The sequence below is a fragment of the Neobacillus sp. plas4 genome (assembly GCF_057221695.1).
Map to the genome: position 1 here is coordinate 3,569,965 of NZ_CM170152.1, position 21,008 is coordinate 3,590,972.

20 protein-coding genes are annotated in these 21,008 nt (G+C 38.2%); 8 read left to right on the forward strand and 12 right to left on the reverse strand.

Features of this window, described 5'->3' with window-relative positions:
• The first annotated feature begins 64 nt into the window (after positions 1-64).
• Positions 65-340: a phage holin family protein gene (locus AC2TFD_RS17815; RefSeq protein WP_335520016.1), complete on the forward strand. Its 276-nt coding sequence runs from the start codon at positions 65-67 to the stop codon at positions 338-340.
• A gap of 68 nt (positions 341-408) precedes the next feature.
• On the opposite strand, the gene AC2TFD_RS17820 is transcribed toward AC2TFD_RS17815, so the two are convergent.
• From AC2TFD_RS17820 to AC2TFD_RS17835, 4 genes are all read right to left on the reverse strand, one after another.
• Entirely contained in the window at positions 409-855 is a 447-nt protein-coding gene (locus tag AC2TFD_RS17820) for an SgcJ/EcaC family oxidoreductase (RefSeq protein ID WP_484673666.1), read from the reverse strand.
• A 56-nt stretch (positions 856-911) separates the two neighbouring features.
• Positions 912-1,073 (reverse strand): hypothetical protein, encoded by a 162-nt coding sequence (locus tag AC2TFD_RS17825; protein WP_335520011.1) that lies wholly within the window; start codon positions 1,071-1,073, stop codon positions 912-914.
• Between the two features lie 476 nt (positions 1,074-1,549).
• Positions 1,550-4,132, reverse strand: a complete 2,583-nt coding sequence (ppsA, locus tag AC2TFD_RS17830; RefSeq protein ID WP_484673667.1) for a phosphoenolpyruvate synthase — start codon at positions 4,130-4,132, stop codon at positions 1,550-1,552.
• A gap of 170 nt (positions 4,133-4,302) precedes the next feature.
• Positions 4,303-4,548: a cytoplasmic protein gene (locus AC2TFD_RS17835; protein WP_335515734.1), complete on the reverse strand. Its 246-nt coding sequence runs from the start codon at positions 4,546-4,548 to the stop codon at positions 4,303-4,305.
• Between the two features lie 616 nt (positions 4,549-5,164).
• Here AC2TFD_RS17835 and AC2TFD_RS17840 point away from each other — a divergent pair.
• Together AC2TFD_RS17840 and AC2TFD_RS17845 are read left to right on the forward strand one after the other, a co-directional pair.
• On the forward strand, positions 5,165-5,449 hold the full coding sequence (locus tag AC2TFD_RS17840) for a DUF3784 domain-containing protein (RefSeq protein ID WP_335568014.1): 285 nt from the start codon (positions 5,165-5,167) through the stop codon (positions 5,447-5,449).
• Positions 5,450-5,547: 98 nt separating this feature from the next.
• Entirely contained in the window at positions 5,548-5,745 is a 198-nt protein-coding gene (locus AC2TFD_RS17845) for a hypothetical protein (protein WP_335520273.1), read from the forward strand.
• 46 nt (positions 5,746-5,791) lie between these two features.
• On the opposite strand, the gene AC2TFD_RS17850 is transcribed toward AC2TFD_RS17845, so the two are convergent.
• The 3 genes from AC2TFD_RS17850 to purT all read right to left on the reverse strand — a co-directional run bounded on the left by AC2TFD_RS17850 (position 5,792) and on the right by purT (position 9,095).
• Entirely contained in the window at positions 5,792-6,220 is a 429-nt protein-coding gene (locus AC2TFD_RS17850; protein WP_335520276.1) for a DUF192 domain-containing protein, read from the reverse strand.
• A gap of 378 nt (positions 6,221-6,598) precedes the next feature.
• The gene (locus tag AC2TFD_RS17855) at positions 6,599-7,870 is read right to left on the reverse strand and encodes an L-lactate MFS transporter (protein WP_484673668.1); all 1,272 of its coding nucleotides are present in this window, start codon (positions 7,868-7,870) and stop codon (positions 6,599-6,601) included.
• A 55-nt stretch (positions 7,871-7,925) separates the two neighbouring features.
• On the reverse strand, positions 7,926-9,095 hold the full coding sequence (gene purT / locus AC2TFD_RS17860) for a formate-dependent phosphoribosylglycinamide formyltransferase (protein ID WP_335568012.1): 1,170 nt from the start codon (positions 9,093-9,095) through the stop codon (positions 7,926-7,928).
• Between the two features lie 361 nt (positions 9,096-9,456).
• Here purT and AC2TFD_RS17865 point away from each other — a divergent pair, with 361 nt between their 5' ends.
• The 3 genes from AC2TFD_RS17865 to AC2TFD_RS17875 are packed head-to-tail and all read left to right on the forward strand — an operon-like array spanning position 9,457 to position 13,140.
• Positions 9,457-10,542, forward strand: coding sequence for an endospore germination permease (locus AC2TFD_RS17865; protein WP_335519345.1), 1,086 nt, complete (start codon positions 9,457-9,459; stop codon positions 10,540-10,542).
• The gene (locus AC2TFD_RS17870; protein WP_484673669.1) at positions 10,539-11,969 is read left to right on the forward strand and encodes a spore germination protein; all 1,431 of its coding nucleotides are present in this window, start codon (positions 10,539-10,541) and stop codon (positions 11,967-11,969) included. The genes AC2TFD_RS17865 and AC2TFD_RS17870 overlap by 4 nt, the downstream gene beginning before the upstream one ends.
• 1 nt (position 11,970) lies before the next feature.
• A complete protein-coding gene (locus AC2TFD_RS17875; RefSeq protein WP_335519339.1) occupies positions 11,971-13,140 on the forward strand; it encodes a Ger(x)C family spore germination protein in 1,170 nt (389 codons plus the stop codon).
• 63 nt (positions 13,141-13,203) lie between these two features.
• On the opposite strand, the gene AC2TFD_RS17880 is transcribed toward AC2TFD_RS17875, so the two are convergent.
• Positions 13,204-13,380: a hypothetical protein gene (locus AC2TFD_RS17880; protein WP_335519336.1), complete on the reverse strand. Its 177-nt coding sequence runs from the start codon at positions 13,378-13,380 to the stop codon at positions 13,204-13,206.
• 129 nt (positions 13,381-13,509) lie between these two features.
• On the opposite strand from AC2TFD_RS17880, the gene AC2TFD_RS17885 reads away from it, so the two are divergent.
• Both AC2TFD_RS17885 and AC2TFD_RS17890 read left to right on the forward strand, forming a co-directional pair.
• The gene (locus AC2TFD_RS17885) at positions 13,510-14,640 is read left to right on the forward strand and encodes an NADH-dependent flavin oxidoreductase (protein WP_484673670.1); all 1,131 of its coding nucleotides are present in this window, start codon (positions 13,510-13,512) and stop codon (positions 14,638-14,640) included.
• Positions 14,641-15,164: 524 nt separating this feature from the next.
• A complete protein-coding gene (locus AC2TFD_RS17890; protein ID WP_484673671.1) occupies positions 15,165-16,292 on the forward strand; it encodes a 5-methyltetrahydropteroyltriglutamate--homocysteine S-methyltransferase in 1,128 nt (375 codons plus the stop codon).
• Positions 16,293-16,387: 95 nt separating this feature from the next.
• On the opposite strand, the gene AC2TFD_RS17895 is transcribed toward AC2TFD_RS17890, so the two are convergent.
• The 4 genes from AC2TFD_RS17895 to AC2TFD_RS17910 form a co-directional block, all read right to left on the reverse strand.
• Positions 16,388-17,710 (reverse strand): gluconate:H+ symporter, encoded by a 1,323-nt coding sequence (locus AC2TFD_RS17895; protein ID WP_335518505.1) that lies wholly within the window; start codon positions 17,708-17,710, stop codon positions 16,388-16,390.
• Between the two features lie 151 nt (positions 17,711-17,861).
• A complete protein-coding gene (locus tag AC2TFD_RS17900; protein WP_484673672.1) occupies positions 17,862-18,839 on the reverse strand; it encodes a 3-hydroxyacyl-CoA dehydrogenase family protein in 978 nt (325 codons plus the stop codon).
• Complete coding sequence (locus tag AC2TFD_RS17905; RefSeq protein ID WP_484673673.1) at positions 18,832-19,878, reverse strand: ketopantoate reductase family protein; 1,047 nt, start codon at positions 19,876-19,878, stop codon at positions 18,832-18,834. Before AC2TFD_RS17905 ends, AC2TFD_RS17900 begins: the two co-directional genes overlap by 8 nt.
• 55 nt (positions 19,879-19,933) lie before the next feature.
• The gene (locus AC2TFD_RS17910; protein WP_484673674.1) at positions 19,934-20,791 is read right to left on the reverse strand and encodes a beta-keto acid cleavage family enzyme; all 858 of its coding nucleotides are present in this window, start codon (positions 20,789-20,791) and stop codon (positions 19,934-19,936) included.
• Positions 20,792-21,008: the final 217 nt, after the last annotated feature.

Sequence of the window (21,008 nt, forward strand, 5' to 3'; positions counted from 1 at the left end):
ACCCGGATAGGCTGTAGGTGATAAAATGGATCTTAATTTTGATAAGTATATAAGGTCTGATGCATTGATTTTAGTCCCAGTTCTATACATTATCAGCTTGTTACTTAGACAAACTCCTTTCATTCCTGTATGGACACATGCTTGGATACAGTTGTTTTTTTCAGTTATTGCATGTCTCATCTATTATGGTCTAGAAATACAATCTGTTGTTCAAGGTATACTTGTTACTGGAGTAGCTGTACTAACAAGCAATTTATTTTATAACACGTTTAATGGATTAAATGAATCAAAAATCAAAAGAAACCCTAATAGTGAGAATAAAGATAAGAAGGAAGAGTGAACCAGTTATGAATATAAAAAATGTTCCTTACAAGTGTAAGAAACATTTTTTATGTTGCCGCCCTACGTCTATAATAAAGCTCTAAGCTCTTCTGTCATTTGTTCTACTAATTCAGGTCTTCCGTGAAACTGGGCAGGAGTATTTTGGAATAATTGAATACGCCAAGTTCCATCTTTTTTTACCACAATTAGAGTGTGATGAGTGTTTACATTTGGGTTAATATCGTTTGATTTAGGCGGTACCATACCAGCAATTGCGCGTAACATTACGATCTCAGAACTTAGAAAATGTACCTCTTTCACTTTGCTAACAAAGCGAGCTGTTGGATGGTGCTCAAAGATTGGATGAAGGTGTGAAAATATTTCCTCCCTGCCGATTGATTGGCTTCCATCAAATCCAATGCTTTCACCATCTTGGGTAAATAAATCCGCCATGGCACGAGCATTACGATGATTCCAGGCATTTAATAGTTGGTTATAGATTGTTTGTACTTCTATTGGTGAATTGCTTTCCATGTTATTCACTACTCCTTAAATAACTACATATGTATTAAAATAAGTAACAATAAAATTCATTCTGTTTTCAATTTTTTATGAAAAACATCAAATAGAATACCACATAAACCTACTGCTAATATAATAATGCTATAAAAGTTAGCGCCACCCGAAAAAATATAATAACCACCAATTCCGGTAATAAAATAACTGATTGAAACCGTTAAAAATCGTTTCATAATCATCACACCCATTTAAATAATTTTAAATATTAATACCATATTATTCTTGCTATTAGCTCTATAACAAAAAGAATCTCCTATGACCTTCATTTGTTATTCGCATGAAACACTCCAATTAATTGATAATAACGTCTTATCGATTATAGGAGTCTTATTGTTATTGATACAAGCATTTTTTGCATAATTTAATGAATGATAATTTAAAACTGCTAAAAATAATAGAATTATTAAAGCCGTTACAGACAGCAAAGATAACTTTTTCCTTTTGAGCAAATTAATTCCATCCCTTTACACATAAAATCTTTTAAACTTATACGGTTATTTCTACATAAAAGTTTCATATTATCCTTTATCAACATAACTGTCTGTCAAGTAATCTTGGTGCTGCCCCTAGTATTATTTCTATTACATAACACACCGCTCTGGTATCTCCAGAAGCGGTGTCACTAATTATATCTGGATGTATTCAGCCATTACAAAATTTCAATATACCCATCAGTACCATTCACGCGAATTCGCTGCCCGTCTTTAATCCGTTTGGTAGCATTTTCGACGCCAACAACTGCTGGCAAGCCATATTCACGTGCGATAACAGCTCCATGGGTCATCAGCCCGCCGACTTCGGTGACGAGTCCTTTTATGGATACAAACAATGGTGTCCAGCCAGGGTCCGTAAAGGAGGTGACTAAGATATCTCCCTCTTCTAAATCAGCACCTTCCATATTTAAGATGACACGTGCCCGCCCCTCTATTACGCCAGAAGAAACAGGCAGGCCTACGATCGCATGTGCCGGGAGATTTTCTCGTTTGTACTGACCCGTAATGATTTCACCATCGGACGTGATAACACGTGGGGGAGTTAATTTTTCAAATAATTTATACTCGTCTTTTCGTTTGCTGATCATCTCGTAATCCAGTTTGTTTGTACGAACGACTTCGTGAAGTTCTTCAAACGTGAGATAGTAGATATCCTCTTTTTCAGAAATAAGTTTGTTTTGTACAAGTTGTTCGGCTTCTTTCAGTAACTCCTGCTTATAAACGAAGTAGCGATTAATCATCCCGTATTTTGGATATTCACGATATCCGATGGAATTCCGTAGTAGACTAATCATTTGTTTTGCCTCTTCGGCTTTTTGTTTACCATCAGGTAATTGCTTCAATCGATGTACTAACTCTTGTTCCTTTTTCAAAGCAACCTGCAGCCCTTGCTCAAATTTTCGTTTGGCAGCACCAGGCTCATATGTTTTGATGTTACTCAGAATCAATGGGACAAGTGTAGTGGGTTTTTCAATCCAACGTTCTTTCGTTAGATCGATTTCTCCGGCACAACGCATTCCGTATTTGCTGAGATAAGTTACTATTGCGTCATGGCTTTCTTTTCCACCCTCAAACTTAACCATTTTATCCAAAAAGGTATCATCCTTAACCTGCTGTAAATAATTAATTACTTCTGGATAAGGACGAATCACATCCGCAACATCCAATAACGCCAGCCCCATTTCAGAAGTAATATTGTTTGGTACTGATAGAGAAAGTGTGTCTGCTGCGTTTTTTTCTCTTAACCACTCGTTCATTTTTTCATTAATCCATGAGGCAGTATTAAAAGCAGCCATAATCACAGCAGAACTTTGTGGGTCAAATAAGATCTTCCTTAATTGCTGGATATCATCTAGAATAAAATCAAATAAATCCGAGCCTGATTTCGTTTTGATGTTTTGTTTTAACTCATCTATTGATGTTTGATTACTCTTAATTAAATCAGAAACGATGGTCGGAAGGTTTTCGATTTCTGCCAGCAAATTTGTATTGTTTCTGCTTGGGCTCGGTGCTTTTATATCACTTGATACCGATTTTATAAAATCACTGCGCTCTAAAAGTGTCATAAGTGCGTCTTTTATGAGCGGATCGTATTGACCCAGGGTATTTACTACCATTTCTAGCTTAGGTGTGACATCCACAAACAACCTTCCACCGGCTGTACGCATGGGTGCAGGTGTCGTTAATAGGTAAAAAGACAATCCCAATGGCTTGATTGGATCTGTCATCATTTGTTGATGGCCAACAGATACATAGACATGATTTTCTTGATCATTGTCCTCTGGGATAGGGAAAAGCGTAGTGATTGGCCTACTCTGGACAATATAAAAGGTATTATCAACCAAACACCATTCGATATCTTGAGGGCAGCCAAAATGAGCTTCGATCTGTCTACCGATGCGAGCAAGCTGTACGATTTTTTGGTCAGTAAGTGTTTGAGACTTTTGCTGATTAGGATCGATCGGCACGGTCTCTGTTCCGCCTTCTTTTTGTGCAAAGATAGCCAATTTTTTTGTTGCTATCCTTTTATTGACGATTTTATCTTCCTGTACTTTATAACAATCTGGGGAGACCAAGCCAGAGACCAATGCTTCTCCAAGTCCAATACTGGCATCGATGGAGAGTAACTTTCTGTTAGAAGTAATTGGGTCCGCGGTAAATAAAATCCCTGAAGCCTGTGGGAATACCATTCTTTGAATGATAACGGATAAAGATACTTGGCTGTGGTCAAATTTATTTTGTATTCGATAGATGACCGCACGATCCGTAAATAGGGAAGCCCAGCATTTTCTGATATGCTGCAAGATGGCTTCTTTTCCGAGGATATTTAAATAGGTGTCATGTTGCCCAGCAAAAGAGGCATGTGGCAAATCTTCAGCAGTTGCACTAGAACGAACGGCAAAAGCATGTTTATCGCCAAACTTGGAGAGATAGTCAGAAACAGCTTTCGCAACATCGGAAGGAATTTCTACTTCCATTAGGATTTGTCGAATCTTCCTGCTGATTTCCCCAATTTGATCTTGATCCTCAACTTTTAGCAGTATTAGTTGATCCAACAATGCTTGAAACGTTTCGTTTTGTTCGATGGCTTTTTGAAATCCCACTGTTGTCACACAAAATCCTTCTGGTACTGGTATTCCTTGAATTTTGGATAATTCCCGTAAATTCAACCCTTTTCCGCCAACGAGCCAAAGCTGTGTTTTTTCTATCTCCTGAAGACCGAGTACCAAAGAACTCATTCCACATCTCTCCTAACCATTAATGTCTATTGATTTTAGCAGTTGTAAATGGTAATAAATAGTCTATTTTGACCTTTTTTTATGTGCTATAATTAAATTAGGAATACTACGATTTTAAAAATAAGAAAAAACGACCCCTTTTTTTTGAAGAATCTATTAATACAAGCTAATTAAAACCAAACCCTATGCATCCCTTTTAGAAATACTTCTGTTATGGGAGCTCCAGAACTCTCGCCTATTACAGAATCAATTCCACAATGAGGACAAACGGCTGTGTCATCGTTATCCCACCATTCATTAATTTCATTGGGATGATATATTTTCAAACAATAAAAGCACCCACATATGCTATCCTTTTCTAGGCCTTTTCTATTATGGCTACTAAATCGGTGGGCTTCTTCAAAATGTTTTTCCATTACTATTCTCCCCTTTTATTAACCAACTAAATTCTCCCTGTCCTCAAACATACCCTTCTAAGCCTTTTGTAACTAAGTCATATCCTAAAATCCCAAGAATACCAACAGTTTTAATGATATATCAATGCTGATGTTTTTTAAATTTTTAATACTAAACGTTCATCTGCAATTTTTTTCATGTTTACTCTTCAAAATGAGAAGGGAAAAAGAAGTAAGACTTACTTTCGACGACCACCCCTACCTATTCTACTCTTACCCTGTCGGTGAAAAAGAAAAAAACAAGAGTCATTTAACTCTTGACCTTGGAAAAACATTGAAGATGGACGTTTTCCTGGATTAAAAATTGCAGAAGAAATTGAACAACGTATATTATGATTATTGCAAACTCTTGAAAAAGGATCTTCGTCTGGAAGATCCTTTTAGTTTTGTTAATTGGCTCCAAAACTCGTTTTTCCAAGGATGGATTTCACCATTAACAACCTTTTTCATTTCCCATTCTTTAAGATAACTTTCAGGAATAATTGGTCCTTTCTATACAGCTATCTCTGTATCTATTAATGAAACTATTATCTTGGTGTTTCGTATAAAAAGTATTAAGCAATTAGGTGGTGTTAAGTTGGAATACGAATTGTTAATTATTGGTATAGTCCACTTAGTTGTGTCATACCTAGTAGCTGTGAAAAAACAAACTTGGTTGTTAGCTGGATTCAATGAAAAAATGATAAAAAATAAGGATTTATTGAGGAAAGTGGTAGGAGGAGGTTTTTTCCTGCCGTTAGGTTTGTTGGCGGTAGTCCATAGTTTTATTGAATATCCTTATGAGAAAACTGTTTTATTAGTTGCTATGTTCGTTTTATTAACATTTGTGTACCTATTTATAAATAGAAGGTTACTCGATTAGTTAAATGTAAGCGCGATTGTTCAAAAAGGTAATCACTTCCTATCTATAGTAAGTAGGTTATTGGAGAAAAAATTAACTATTTTAAGGTGGTGTGGCTGGTGAACAAAAAAACAAAGGTCTTCATTGGACTGATTGGATCCCTTATTGTCTGTCTTTTTGGAGTATATCGTGTAATTGTAGAAGCTCCATCAACGGATAGTCTATTGATTGTTCCAATAGTATTTGCAATTACAGGTTTTGTAGGAGTTCTGGGGAATTTAATTACTTTAAAAAAAATTAACAATGATGCTTATTAAAAAAATCACCTCACCCCTAAGAACTCATAGAGGTGAGATGATATGTTTAAAACCTTACAAAATCCCCTTCTTTGATTTGATTCTTTTCAAACCATCCAAGATTGACTTCTAGGGCATATTGATAAAAAAGTTCGGGGTCATAAGTTGGACATTCATCCCCTGTACACGGAACCATATCGAGTATTTTTAGAATTCTCCCATCTGAATCAAGAAAAGCAATCGATAAAGGAATGAAGGTGTTTTTCATCCAAAAACCACCATAGGTTTTTCCTGAATAGACGAACAGCATCCCTTCGTTTTCGGGTAATTGTTCAACAAACATTAAGCCTTTTTCTCTCTTTTTAAACGTATCAGCAACGTGAACGGTTAATTTGATTGTCCGTTTTCCACTGATAACTTTAATTATTCTTGTTTGAAGACTTGCTGCTTTTTCTTGTCTAAAAAGGAAACCGAGTAAGTTTTTTCTTTTTTTCAACATAATCACTCGCCTTGTCTTTACACTTTCGTTAAAAGGAGGAAAATAGGAGATTAAATGAAACACGAAGAAAAAAACTCCTTTTCAATTCAAATACTTATGATATAGTTTTACATTTAATACTTTATTTTCGATGACGCCTTTATGAAAACCACTTTCTCTTGTTTTCCAAAGGAATTTGGTCTTCATTGCACTTATGAAGACCACTTTCTCCAGTTTTCCTAAGAGATTGGGTCTTCATCGCCTTTATGAAGACCACTTTATCCGGTTTTCTAAGGGGATTGGGTCTTCATCCGAGAATTAAAGAAAACCCGCCCACTCAGCGAGTTTTCCAATCACTTTGTTTAATAAATTTCCGTATCTAGAAGCAATAAATTCCTAAAAATTCTCTACATTTTTGAAGATTTGTTTTTCGTTCATGGTTCTTAATTTCTTTATATCAAGACGAATGAGGAGCGAAAGTGCCAGGGCTACAATAAAAATTCCTGAAAAAATGACCAATGTCCTTTGGTAGCTTCCGGTTGTTTCCCTGACCCAGGATACAAAGATCGGTCCTGCTAGACCGGCTGCTGCCCATGCGGTCAAAATATATCCATGAATGGCTCCAAGCTGCTTCGTTCCAAACAAATCGCCAATATAGGCTGGGATCGAAGAAAAGCCGCCTCCATAACAGGTCATAATCATATAAACAATAATTGAAAATAGAATACCCACTGTCATACTTGGAAGGATAAAAAAGGCAACAATTTGAAAAGCAAAGAAAAGTGTATAAACGTTTGGCCTACCGATATAATCAGAGATGGTGGCCCAAACAATCCTACCTCCACCATTAAATAATCCCATGATTCCAACCATGGCTGCGGCACTAGCTGCTGACATTCCTACTAGCTCTTGCGCCATAGGCGATGCAACAGAAAGAATCGCAATACCACAGGTAATATTGATAAATAACATCACCCATAAGGCCCAAAACTGTCTTGTTTTAACTGCTTCGTTAGCCGTTAACTGACGCAGATCCGCTTTGAGTTTCCTAGCTCCTGATTTTTCTCCTGCTCCGTCTAGGCTCTTAGGTACCCATCCCGATGCAGGCGGTGCCAGATATTGTGCAGAACAAAATATGATGACGAAGTAGGACGCTCCAAGAATATAGAAAGTGTTAGAAATCCCATATTGTTCGATTAAATAATTCATAATCGGACTGCTGATTAATGCAGCAAATCCAAATCCCATGATTGCGAGTCCTGTTGCCAGTCCTCTCCTGTCTGGGAACCATTTTACCAGGGTAGAAACCGGTGTGATATACCCAACTCCTAACCCAATTCCAGCAATCATTCCATAAAATAAATAGAGTAATAGCAATGACTCTACTTGAATGGCAAATCCTGACCCTGCAACTCCAGCTCCAAAAAACACAGCACTTAGTGTTCCAGCTGCTCTCGGACCAAACTTCTCAACAAAATGTCCTAAAAAGGCTGCTGATAGACCTAAAAACAGAATAGCCAAGCTAAACGTTAGGGAAATCTGCTTTAATCCCCATCCCATTTCTTGTTGAAGTGGATTTGTAAAAACACTCCATGCGTATACTGAACCGATTGAGATATGAATTCCAACTGCTGCTAGAGCAATAAACCAACGATTTTTTGTTTGCAACTTCCATCCCTACTTTCCAAATTGTATAGTCTTGTTGTCGATGATTGCAAAAATGTTATTCGTTATACTTCACCTTTATTTTAGAAGCTGCTAACTCGGCGCGTTCTCTCGCCTCATTTACAGATTCTCCGGTGCTTAACGCGACCGCCATCCGTCGTCCCTCTTTTGTTTCCGGTTTTCCAAATACCCTCACCTGTGTTTGAGGAATGGATAGGCTTTCCGCAACCCCAGATAGTTGGTAAGTCTTACTTTCTTTACTTGCCTTAATCGTGTGACTGGCACCAGGTCTCATGAGCTGAATTTCTGGAATCGGATAGCCTAAGATGGCTCTTATATGCAATGCAAATTCGGATAGATCTTGCGTAACCATGGTAACCATTCCTGTGTCATGTGGCCGGGGTGACACTTCACTAAAATAGACACCTTGTGGAGTTAGAAATAATTCCACTCCAAAAACTCCATACCCGCCAAGAGCATCGGTGACTTTTTTGGCGATATCCTGAGCCTCTTGGATATGTTCCTCTGACATGTCATGCGGCTGCCAGGATTCTATATAATCACCATCTTTCTGCACATGCCCAATAGGAGCACAAAAGGTTGTTCCGGAAGCAGAACGGACGGTTAATAGCGTGATTTCAGACTCAAAATGGATAAATTCCTCCACAATCATTCGGGCTTTTTTACCTCGTCCACCTGCAACCCCCTCATTCCAAGACCATTCTGCATCCTCTATCGAACGGCATATGGTTTGACCTTTTCCAGAAGAACTCATGATTGGTTTGATCACACATGGAGTGCCGATTTTTTCTACAGCCTTCCTTAGTTCGTAAAGTGTGTCCGCAAAAGCGTACTTCGCAGTAGGCAGCCCCAATTCTTCACTTGCCAATCGACGAATTCCTTCCCTATCCATGGTCAGATTCACGGCTTTAGCTGTCGGCACAATACGGAAACCTTCGTTTTCAAGCTCCACCAATGTTTCTGTAGCAATCGCCTCAATTTCCGGAACGACTAAATCTGGTTTCTCTTGTTCTATCACTCTACGAAGCTCTTCTCCATTAAGCATGTCCACCACATAAGAACGATGAGCAACCTGCATGGCCGGAGCATTTTCATAACGATCTACCGCAATCGTCTCGAGTCCTAGACGGTGCGCCTCTATTATGGTCTCTTTTCCAAGTTCACCTGAACCTAGTAACATTACTTTTTTCGTTTGGGTACCGAACACCTGTTACAACCCCTTATCGTTTGTCTTTTGATTATGATATCTTATGTTTTCGACAATTTCAAGCATTTTTTTCTCATAAAACACGAACATTTATTTATTTTTTTATTTTATCATTCGTATATTTGTTATTTGTCAGAGCAAACCTTCCTAGTCCCTACAATAACTTCAACAAAAAAGGACACTTCTTCTTCTAAGAAAATCACCCGTTCCTTTGAGTGTAATTCTTCGCCTCCCCTTATTCTTTCGTTTTCAACTTGTTCTGCTCCTTATTTATTGAAGTTTTATCTCTTTGCTTTGTTATGCATAATTTGGAAACGCAAACAAAACCTAACAACAGTGGAATTTATTCGGTGGTGTTTATATGCATTTTTCAAGGACTCAATTAATTTTTGTTCTCATCCTTTTTATTGGTATTTCCAATCATGTGCTCATCATGCCTCATTTGCTTTCATCGGGAAAACGGGATGCATGGTTATGTGTATTGGTTTCTTATGCCTTTTTACTGTTTTGGGGAGTTATCCTTTATTTGATTATGAAAAAAAATCATCAACGACTATGTCTTTATGACTGGTTAAAAGTACGTGCGGGGGCCGCGATTTCCCACTTTATCATTGGCGTCCTTGCGGCTTATGTTTTTGCGATCAGTGCAATTTCTTTTTATGATTTAATTCAATCCATTAATATTTATTTTCTGCCGCGAACGCCATCCTTTGTTGTGATGTTGCCTTTCCTGCTAATAAGTGCTTGGTCAGCCTATAGTGGATTAAAATCAATTGTCTATGTTTCAGCTGTATTATTGCCAATTGTGTGGATTCTTGGGATATTTGTCGCTTTGTTTACTATTAAAGATAAAGATTACTCCTATCTTTTCCCTGTTCTTGCTGATGGCTATCACCCCGTTTTAAAAGGTACAGTCATCATTCTTGGGGGAAGTGCGGATTTGCTTGTGCTTTTGCTTCTTCAGCACCATTTAAAAAAATCGTTTACCTTATTCAACCTTTTCGTTCTCATCTCCATTCTAGTCTTTCTCATTCTTGGCCCTACCATGGGTTCCCTGTCTTCATTTGGACCAGCTGTTGCATCTGGTATGCGGTTCCCAGCTTTTGAACAATGGCGACTTATTACCTTGGGAGAATATATATCCCATGTTGACTTTTTGGCAGTATTTCAATTATTAAGCGGCGAGATCATACGGGTTTCCTTAGGCCTCTACCTGCTTGCCGATATGGTTAAAGGCGATTCATCCGCTTCTAGAAAAAAGCATGTGTTTGCCGTTTCTTCGCTACTTTTAGGATTATTGCCGTTAATTCCGTTAAGTGATATATGGGTGCAAACGTTAATTGGAAAATACTTTTATCCAGCTGCTTTAATAAGTGCGGTATTAATTTCGTTGGTATTATTGATCATTGGCTACCTGCCAATGAAGAAAGGAATCCAGCGCATATGAACATGAATCAATTAAATCATTTTTTAGCAAAAGGAACGTTGACTTGTGATGAAGTAAAAAGTTTTTTTCTTCCTTATGCCGATATAAAATTCATTCCGATTGAAACAGATGAGACCTTGCAAGCTTTTTATTGCAAAGGGATGATCGATTCAACACAGTTAAATGAATATTTTAACCGTATTCTTCTGAGTATTAGTAAAGAAGAACCACGAGGACATTCTGAAGTGCTCCCACCAGTCCAACATATAAAAAAATCGAATGAGATAGTGAGTCTTTTGTTTTCAGGTTCGTTGATTGTGTTCCGGGAAGGGACTCCGTTTTTTCATGTGTTTGATATTAGCAAGGTTCCTCAACGAAATCCACAAGAATCGAATACAGAGGTTTCAATTAAGGGACCAAAGGATAGTTTTACCGAGGAGATGAATATTAACATCTCTTTAATTCGCAAACGAATGAAGTCTGAACAGCTTTATTGCGAATACTTTACTATAGGTTCACTGAGTAAAACAGAAGTTTCGCTGCTTTATTTAAATGATAAAGCCAATCAAAACATTATTCAGGAAATCAGAAAGCGCCTTAAGGATTTTAATGGCGAAAGTGTTGTCAGCAGTGGTCAATTGGAGCAATGGCTATCAGATCGCTCATTGTCTTTGTTTCCATTATTTGATTATGTTACACGACCAGATTTTGTCATTGAAAGCATGTTACGCGGAAGATTTATTTTAATTGTAAATGGGTCACCCTCTGTATTAATTGGACCAACTAATATTTTAGAGTTGATTAAATCACCTGAGGATGTTCATTTCCCTTACTATCTTGTTCTGTTTGGACGATTTATTCGGATTATCGGCTTAGTGGCAGCCATTTTCCTCCCGAGCTTCTGGGTTTCGCTGGCTTCTGTCAATATTGACCAACTGCCATTTGCCCTATTGGCCACTGTCGTTGTCTCACGCGAAGGGTTACCGTTACCAATCGGACTTGAAGCAATTTTTATTCTGGGGCTGTTTGAATTGTTAAGAGAAGCAGGAGTTCGAATGCCGACCTTTCTTGGCCAAACGGTTTCCATTGTCGGAGGTATTATCATCGGCGACGCGGCGATTCGAGCAGGGCTCGCTTCCCCAACGATGATTGTTATTATTGCTTTAACAGCAGTGGCAAGCTATACCCTGGTGAACCAATCATTGGTTGGAACCGTAAGTATACTCCGTGTTTATACGTTAATACTATCCATTTTTTTAGGAGTATACGGGCTTATTATTGGATTCTTTAGCATTCTTATTTATCTCTCTAAATTGGAGTCGTTTACAGTAGCATATCTCGAACCCATTGCCTCGTTAACATTTAAAGAATATTTAGCAGGGTTGTTTGTGAACCCATTTGACCGAAAAAAATACGGCATTTCATTCATTCAGAAACGGAGAAAGTAGTATGAAGCGAAAAGCAATGATGGCCTGCCCCACTATTCTTGTTCTTTGTCTCCTCTTTGTTACGGCTTGTGAGAATGACATTGGTGAAATCGAAAACCAAAACTTTGCAACTGCTATCGGTGTCGACTACCGGGATGGGGAATATTATGTTTATATTCAGATGATAGGATTAAGCTCTGTTGCCAAAAGTGAAGGCGGTTATAAAGCCCCACCTGAGGTTTATGTTTCCGAGACGAGAGGGAAAACGTTTATAGATGGATTTTTCAAAGCTTATTATACTGCACAAGAACGATTTCTGTGGGCAAATGTGACTGCAATTGTTTTGAGCGAAAATGTACTAAAAAAGGGACTTGGCAGTGTCTTTGATGGTTTGACTCGTTATTATGAGTTCCGACCCACTCCATGGATTTTCGGGACTAAGGCCTCGATGGTAGACATTCTCTCAACTACTGGATTTTTTAATCAAACCTCATTGAATACAATTCTACATAGTCCGGAAAGTTCATATGAGCAAAGCTCGACCATCAATCCCGTAAAGTTAAATCAATTTGCACGTGAGTTTTTTGAACCAGGTCGCACCACATATATACCTTCGCTCACGATTAATGATACACAGTGGAAGAATAATAAAAAGAACGAGGCGAAGCTAGCAATTGATGGAGCGTTTTTTCTAAGTAACCAAAAGTATAAAGGCTATTTTCCGTATAAGAACTTAAAAGGGATGCGTTGGCTGACTCCGAAGACTAAACGTGCTTCCATCCTATTGCCAAATAAAAACAACCCTGCATTTCTGACGGTTCTTGAGGACCAATTGGTAAAGATCTATCCTGAAAAACTAGATGAAAACTTTCGCTTCACCATCCTCTACATTGCCAATGGGATTGTTAGTAATCGCATGAAGAACAACACGATAAATGTAGATGCCATGGAGGAGTTTGTAAAAAAAGGGATCTTATCTGAGGTGAGACAATTATATCAATTAGGTTTATCACATGATATCGATTTTTTAAACTTGGAGCATCAACTTTACAGAAAATATCAATCCGATTGGAAAAAGCTAAAAGATCAGGACACCTTGCTCCGTGAAGACAGCATAAAGTCAATAGAAGTGCATATCACGCTTGAACATTCGGGGTCATTTAAAAACCGAAAAATCACGATTAAGGAATAATACTAGAAAGGTATTCCGGTGCGGGGTGATTCCTTTTCGAATATCCCCCTCACCCTTTTTATTTTAAGAATAACTGTCCCAGGATTTTGCCGGGTATACATAGGAACAGGCTTCATCAAAGAATGGTACATCCCCTTTTTCATTTACCACTTCTTCCTGACTTGCCGGAATGGTATGAGGCAGTTTTCCTGTCGAATTAAATTTACCACGAATCACGTCTATTAACGCTTCTATTTTCACGCCGAATGTTCCAAGGACATCCCTAGAAAAATTTTACTGGTATCTACTAGTATCAAGCATATTTAATGTATTTTTTATATCGGAAACGTATGATAAGTGAGTATTCAAAAAATGCGGAGGTCAAGAATAATGAATCCAAAGTATTCACCACTATTCCGGCCAATTCTGTTGCGCAGCGGAATTCAATTAGATAATCGTATCGTGATGGCACCCATGACAACTTGGTCGAGTAACCATGATTACACTGTCTCAGATGAAGAAATCGCATACTATAGCACTCGTTCAAATGGTGTCGGAATGGTTGTCACAGGGTGTGCATATGTCTCAGCTAGCGGAAGAGCATTTCATGGTGGATTTGGAAGCGATCATGATGACTTTATTCCAGGTTTACGCCGTCTCGCTTCTGCCATTAAAGAACAAGGAGCAAAAGCAGTATTGCAAATTTTCCATGGCGGCAGGAAGTGTCCGCCAGAGTTAGTTCCTAATGGGGATGTTGTTAGTGCTAGTGCACTTCCGTTAGAACAAAGTACAGGATCCAATCAAATTCCTCGTGCCTTGTCGGAGGCAGAAATTCAATCCATTATTCGTGATTTTGGCGAGTCAACCCGGAGGGCGATCGAAGCTGGATTTGATGGAGTTGAATTACATGGAGCGAATGGCTATTTAATTCATCAGTTCTTTTCGCCACATACCAACCAACGGGAAGATCAGTATGGCGGCAGTTTGGAAAAAAGATTAGCATTTCCCATTGCCGTGGTGGATGAAGTGAAAAAGGCAGTAGCGGAACATGCAAAAAAACCTTTCATTATAGGTTATAGATTCACACCAGAGGAACCAGAAACACCCGGAATTACAATGGCAGATACGCTTGCATTAGTGGATGTTTTGGCAAGAAAAGAACTTGATTATCTTCATGTTTCCTCAGTGGATTTCTGGTCACCGCCAAGACTCGGGGGTGAGGATTCACGTTCTCGTATTGAATTGATTCAGGAGAGAGTGGGAGAAAGTGTTCCAGTGATTGGTTGTGGCTCTATTTATTCTGCAGACGATGCATTAAAAGCGATTCAAGCCGGTGTTGGCTTGATTGCACTCGGACGGGAGCTTATTATTGACCCTGATTGGGTTGAAAAGGTTAAACAAGGAAAAGAAGCTGAAATTGAAATAAAACTAAGGAAAGACGCCCAATCTCGTCTTGTTGTACCAGAAGGACTTTGGAAAATAATTGTCAGCAGACCTGGATGGGTTCCAATGGAAGAGTAAAAAGACATATACCTCTCACATCGAAACTTAGTGTTTCATTTTAGGAGTTTAAGAAGAGGGTTGGCTAATGCCATCCTCTCTTCTTATTTTTTAATGGGCTCTTTTCTAAAAGTTTGTTGATTTAAGAAGATTCTTTTGGAGTTTATTAGAATAAGATGACCCTTCTGACTACCGTTGAACTTGAAAAATCATGGTAGCGGGAATCAGATGTTCCCTTTGATTACCGTTGAACACGAAAAATCATGTTAACGGGAATCAAAAGAGCCCTTTGGTAACCTTTGAACATGAAAAATCATTCTAACGGGAATCAAAAGACCCTTTTGGTTACCTTTGAACACTTAAAATTATGCTAAGGGGAATCAAAAGAGTCTTCTGGTTATCGTTGAATATGAAAAAAACATGGAAGTGGGAATCAGAATAGTACCTAATCCGAATTTTGAACCCGATTTTCCAAACAACAAAGTTTACAAAATAGCCTTTTAATAAAAGGCTATTTTATCATACTGAAAGAGGGTTTTGATGTAATGACAAAAACACGAGTAAAAGCACCATTTAAAGCGGATCATGTAGGAAGCTTTCTTCGAACAGAACCGATTAAAACAGCAAGAAAAGCTTTTGCAAATGGGGAAATTGACAGAGATGCCTTAAAGGTTGTAGAGGATCAAGAAATTGAGAAACTGGTACAAAAACAAATAGAGGTTGGTCTTAAATCCATCACGGATGGGGAGTTTCGACGTTCATGGTGGCACTTGGATTTTTTAGCAGGTCTCCAAGGCGTAGAATTCTTTGAAAGCCAATATGTAAGTGCCTTTAAAGGTGAGAAAACTAGAAATAATGCGATTAAAGTGGTTGGTAAGGTCGACTTCGATCAACATTATATGATTGAACACTTTCAGTTTTTAAAAGAAGCGGTTGAAAAATATGGGGATGGCAGCCAAGTAGCGAAGTTCTCTATTCCTAGCCCGAATATGCTATTTACTCGAATTCAAGGTGACGAGTATTATAACGGCAATCGAGAGCAATTTTATGAGGATACTGTCGCAGCTTACAGAAAGGCCATTCAAGCATTTTACGATGCCGGCTGCCGATATTTGCAATTAGATGATACCTCTTGGATTGATTTTGTCTCCGAAGAACGGATTCAAGCAGTGGTTGAAAAAGAAGGCATGGACGTTCAAGAGATCATCAAAAAGAGGGTATCCTGTATTAATGAAGTGATTGCAGACAAGCCCAATGATTTGTTAGTTACGATGCATATTTGCCGTGGAAACTTTAAATCCACGTATATTACAAGCGGAGGTTATGATCAAATTTCTGACGCGATTTTTGCTGAGTTAAATGTGGATGGGCTGTTCTTAGAATACGATGATCAACGTTCAGGTGATTTTGAACCATTAAAAAACTTTAAACGACCTGATCTAACCGTTGTTCTTGGATTAATCACATCTAAATTCGCAGAACTTGAGAATCCTGAAAACATTAAAGCTAGGATCAACGAAGCAAGCCAGTTTATTCCTTTAGAAAACCTAGCATTAAGTCCGCAATGTGGCTTTGCCAGTACAGAAGAAGGAAATCTCTTAACAGAAGAGGATCAATGGAATAAGATTACACACGTAATTTCCATTGCTAACAGTGTATGGAGCGCTATCTAAATATATAAAAAAAAATACCTCCTTCCATCAAACACACCGGAAGGAGGTATTTTTTCTATCCCCTGCAAACTACTATTTTTTTTAACTTCAAAGAATTACCCAAAGATCATGTTCAATGCTAATACTCCAAGTATTCCATAAATAGCCACAAGGGTATACATGAAACACACTGTTTTGACTGTTTGTCCAATGGTCAAGTTAAGGTATTCTTTCGTCATCCAGAATGATACGTCACTTGGCGGTGCCCAAGCGATGGAGGCACTTCCAATTGCAAGTACCATCAATTCAGGATTAACTCCAGTTGCTGTTACAATTGGCAACATAATTCCTGCGGTAGTTAATACCGTAACGGTCGCAGACCCAACAGCAATTCGTATGGTAAGGGCAATAAGCCAAGCTAATATAAAAGGTGAGATATTCCATCCACTTGTAAAATCAGCAATATAATCTGCCATTCCACTATCAAGAATAACTTGTTTAAAGGCACCACCACCACCGAGAATGAAAATGATTCCTCCCATACCGATCAGTGCTTCTTCTACAATTTTCATGATTTGAGGCATCGTCTTTCTTTTTTTATGCAAACCAAAGACGTAAATTGCGATAAACAGCGCGATCAGCAAAGCCATATCAGCATTACCAATAAAGGTTAAGATTTTCCTAATGATAGAAGTTTCAGGTAATGAAAATTCTGCTATTACCCCTATCAAAATTAAAATAACAGGTGACAAAGTAGTTAAAATAGATGTTGCAAAGGATGGGACTTCATCCATGTTAAATTCTTTCTTTGATACTAAATGCATAGGAATGGGGATATCCCAGTTTTTATACAACTTTGTAAATAGCGGTCCAAAAATAACGGCAGCTGGAATGGCAAGAATCAAGCCATAGCCCAGAACAACGCCCAAATTTGCTCCTAAAGCGCCTGCAATTGCAGTTGGTCCTGGATGAGGTGGTAAAAAGACGTGTGTGATGGATATTGCCGCTAGAAACGGGAGACCCACTTTCAACAGCTTTACCTTCGCTTCAATGGCAACTGTGTATACGATTGGAATGATTAGAATATAACTAACTTCATAGAATAAGATGACCCCCATCAGAAATGAGGCTATGCAGATGGCCCAGTCCACCCTTTTTTCGCCGAAAATTTTAATGAGAGATGTTGCGATTCGATTGGCTCCGCCACCTTCAGATATGATTTTTCCGAAAATAGCACCCAATCCAATAATGATGGCTAAATGCCCTAGAGTTCCGCCAAGACCGGTTTCAATGGATTTGACGATAGTTAATGGTTCCATCCCAAGGATAAGCCCTACAGATATAGCTGATAACATCAAAGATAGAAAAGCATTAAGCTTAAACACGATAATTAAAATAAATAATATAACAATTCCTAAAGCCAGTGCTATAAGCGGCAAAATATAAACACTCCATTCCTACATCCATTTATGTATTTTCTTTTCAACTTTATCCTAAAAGGGAAGATCTCCCTATTAGGAATGTTTATCGCCAACTATACAATTATGCTTCAAGCTTCTCGGATGTCATTTTTACTATTATTAAAGTTTATTAATTTGGTACTTCCTTTTTGATAGAAGATTTATTAATATAAAACTCTGATGCTTTAAGTTGATGGATAAGTCTTTCCGCAAACCTTTTCTTAACCGCGGATTTTTCATCCTGATTATATTCGTAAAATCCTTCTCCTGATTTTATGCCTAGTTTCCCTTGGGCTACTTTTTGCCTTAACATCTCATTGGCATGTTGAGAATGATCCATAGCCTTTAACAAGTTATCACCAACTGTACACCAAATATCTAGACCACCTAAATCGGTAATCTCTAATTGCCCTGTAGTCGCATACCTAAATGCTGGACCAAACTTTAGTGCTTTATCAATATCATCTGGAGTTGCAGCTCCCATTTCAATGAGAGAAAAAACCTCCCGTGCAATACCCTGTTGAATTCTGTTCGCTATAAGTCCTGGTATATCCTGTAGAACTCTAATGGTTTGCTTTTTTATAGACTGATATAATTGTTCTACTTCTTTAAAAAGATCATCTGGCATATTCCCAAAATATGAGAGTTCTACAAGAGGCATCAAGTGACCTGGGTTATACCAATGGTTTACCAGCATTCGCTCTTTCCGTTTATCACTAATCAGTTCCATCATGCCCGTTAATGGCAGACTTGAGGTATTACTTGCAAATATCGTATGTGATGGACAATATTCATCCAATTGCTTAAAAAGATTTTGCTTTAGCTCGAGTATTTCAGGGACAGCCTCAATGACATAATCACGATCTTCCACACTTTGCTTTAAATCCGTAAATACAGTAATCCGCTCGAGCGTTGAACCGACAGACTGCGCTTCGATAAAGTTTGTCTCAACTAACATGTTGAGTTCTTCTTCAATTTCTTTTAGCGCATCCCTTAATCTATCTTCGTCCGTATCATACAAATGAACGTCATAGCCATACATCGCAAAAGCTTCTGCAATGCCGTGCCCCATGGTACCTGCACCTAAAACAGCAATCTTTTTAATCATGATCAATCACCGTAGTTACGAAACTAGGCTCGAAATGTTTGATATTCACTGAGAATTCTGGCAGACATCCTAGATTCTCAGATTCTTTCACTAATTTGACAACAAGGTCATTGTAAGGGGTTTTAATCCCTGCTTCGCTTCCCTTTTTACAAACAAAACCGTTGATATAGTCAATTTCGGACTTTCTATTCTTCTCCAAGTCTTGCAGCATGCTCGCTTTTGTATTACTATGTGGTTCCCACACCTCATGATAGAAATCCATTTTATTTGGCACATCATTTTCACCCTGGAGTTCAAGAAATTCCATATCTTTCCCTTGCATCTCTTCTAGCTTAAAACCGTGTGCCCGTGCAACCTTTATCGTTTCATCAGCAATATGTGCTAAACTAAACATCGCCGTTTCATTAGTTAAAACGTCACCAAAGCGGCAGCCTAATGCAGCGGACATGCCACTAAATGTTGCATTCATTAATAGTTTTGACCATTTAATTCCCATAATGTTATCTGAGACATGACAATGACCAATTACATTTAATATCCTTTTTACTTCTTCAATACGTGGTGTGATTGAACCATCTAGTTCACCAATGTCAAATGCGTAATTTTTTACAGTATGTACTTCTGTTACGAGTTCAGAAACACCCGGTCCTAACCATGTTGCCCCAAATCCTACTACGCCCCCAATGGTTCTTTCGTGTCCTATAATTGAGGAAACAAAATCTTCAGGTATTCCATTTTGCAGCGTACAAACGATACTACTAGAATGAAGATGCGGAAGTAACTGTTCTAATGAAGTTTGATTATATACTTGTTTAGTCAATAAAAATACCAGGTCGTATTTCCCATTCATATCATTCGGCAACAATGCTTTCACAGGTACAGTAAGATCCATAAAACCAGTAATTTTTGCACCAGAGTGATTTAGTGCCTCTACGTGTTCCTTATTGATATCAATTAAATCTACTTCTTGTCCTCTTGCAGTAATCAAAGCCCCTATGATAGTACCTAAGGAACCCGCACCCATGATGGCCATTCTCATATGTATTCCTCCTTCAAATGTGATATACGATTTAATAAATGGACAACACCCACAATTACTTAAGGACTCCAGTCACGTTATTCAGTTTTCTATTTCTGGTTAAATCTAGGCCTAAAATTTCTCTTGCCTCGTTTGGTGTAGCAATTTCTCTTCCCAAGGTTTTAGACAAATCTACAATTCTTTCAACAAATTGAGAATTGGTTTTCGCTAATTCACCCCGTCGATAATAAACACTGTCCTCCATTCCTACTCGGACATGTCCACCCAATAGAATACTCATGGTATTGATCGCTAGTTGATCCTTACTCGCCCCAATAGCTGACCAGGTTGAACCGGGTGGGATACATTCTGTTAAATACAGTAAATTTTTTGGTGTAGCAGGCATCCCGCCATGTATACCTAATACAAATTGGAAATGAAATGGAGGCTCAATCAAGCCCTTTTTGACAATCCGCATCGTATTTTCAATCATTCCAACATCGAATACTTCAATTTCAGGTTTTATCTGAAATTCTTTTAATTTTACGGCTAATCTCTCTAAAAAAGTTGGCGTATTGTAAAATACATCAGATCCAAAGTTCATCGTACCAGCATCAAATGTCGCCATCTCAGAGCCCAATTCACATACTCGCAGCCGATCTTCATCGTTCATCGCCACTCCGCCGGCCGTTGTTAAGTTGATAATAATATCACATTTGTCCTGTATTCGATTCACTGTCTCAATGTATGTATCCAATTCAAGGGTGTTGTTACCGCTTTCATCTCTCACGTGAATATGTGCGATAGACGCTCCCGCTTGATAAGCTTCATAAACAGAATCTGCAATTTCCTTAGGTGAAAGCGGCACATAAGGGGTATGTTTGCGAGTGGTCTGAGCTCCAGTTGGAGCAACTGTAATAATCAATTTTTCCAAAATAATCCCTCCATTTTTTAACGTAAGATACGCCCAGCGAAACGTTTCGTTTAAATCAAAAAATAATAGATAAAATATTGCTGCTTCTATGGGCTAAAATCACATTCCCCAACTCTTTACAATGGGTGTCTATTATCTTTTTAAAAAATTAAATAGACTCTTACCCTTTTGAAAATCGAAATAATAGTTTTGAAACCGTTTTAGTTTTTCTTTACTA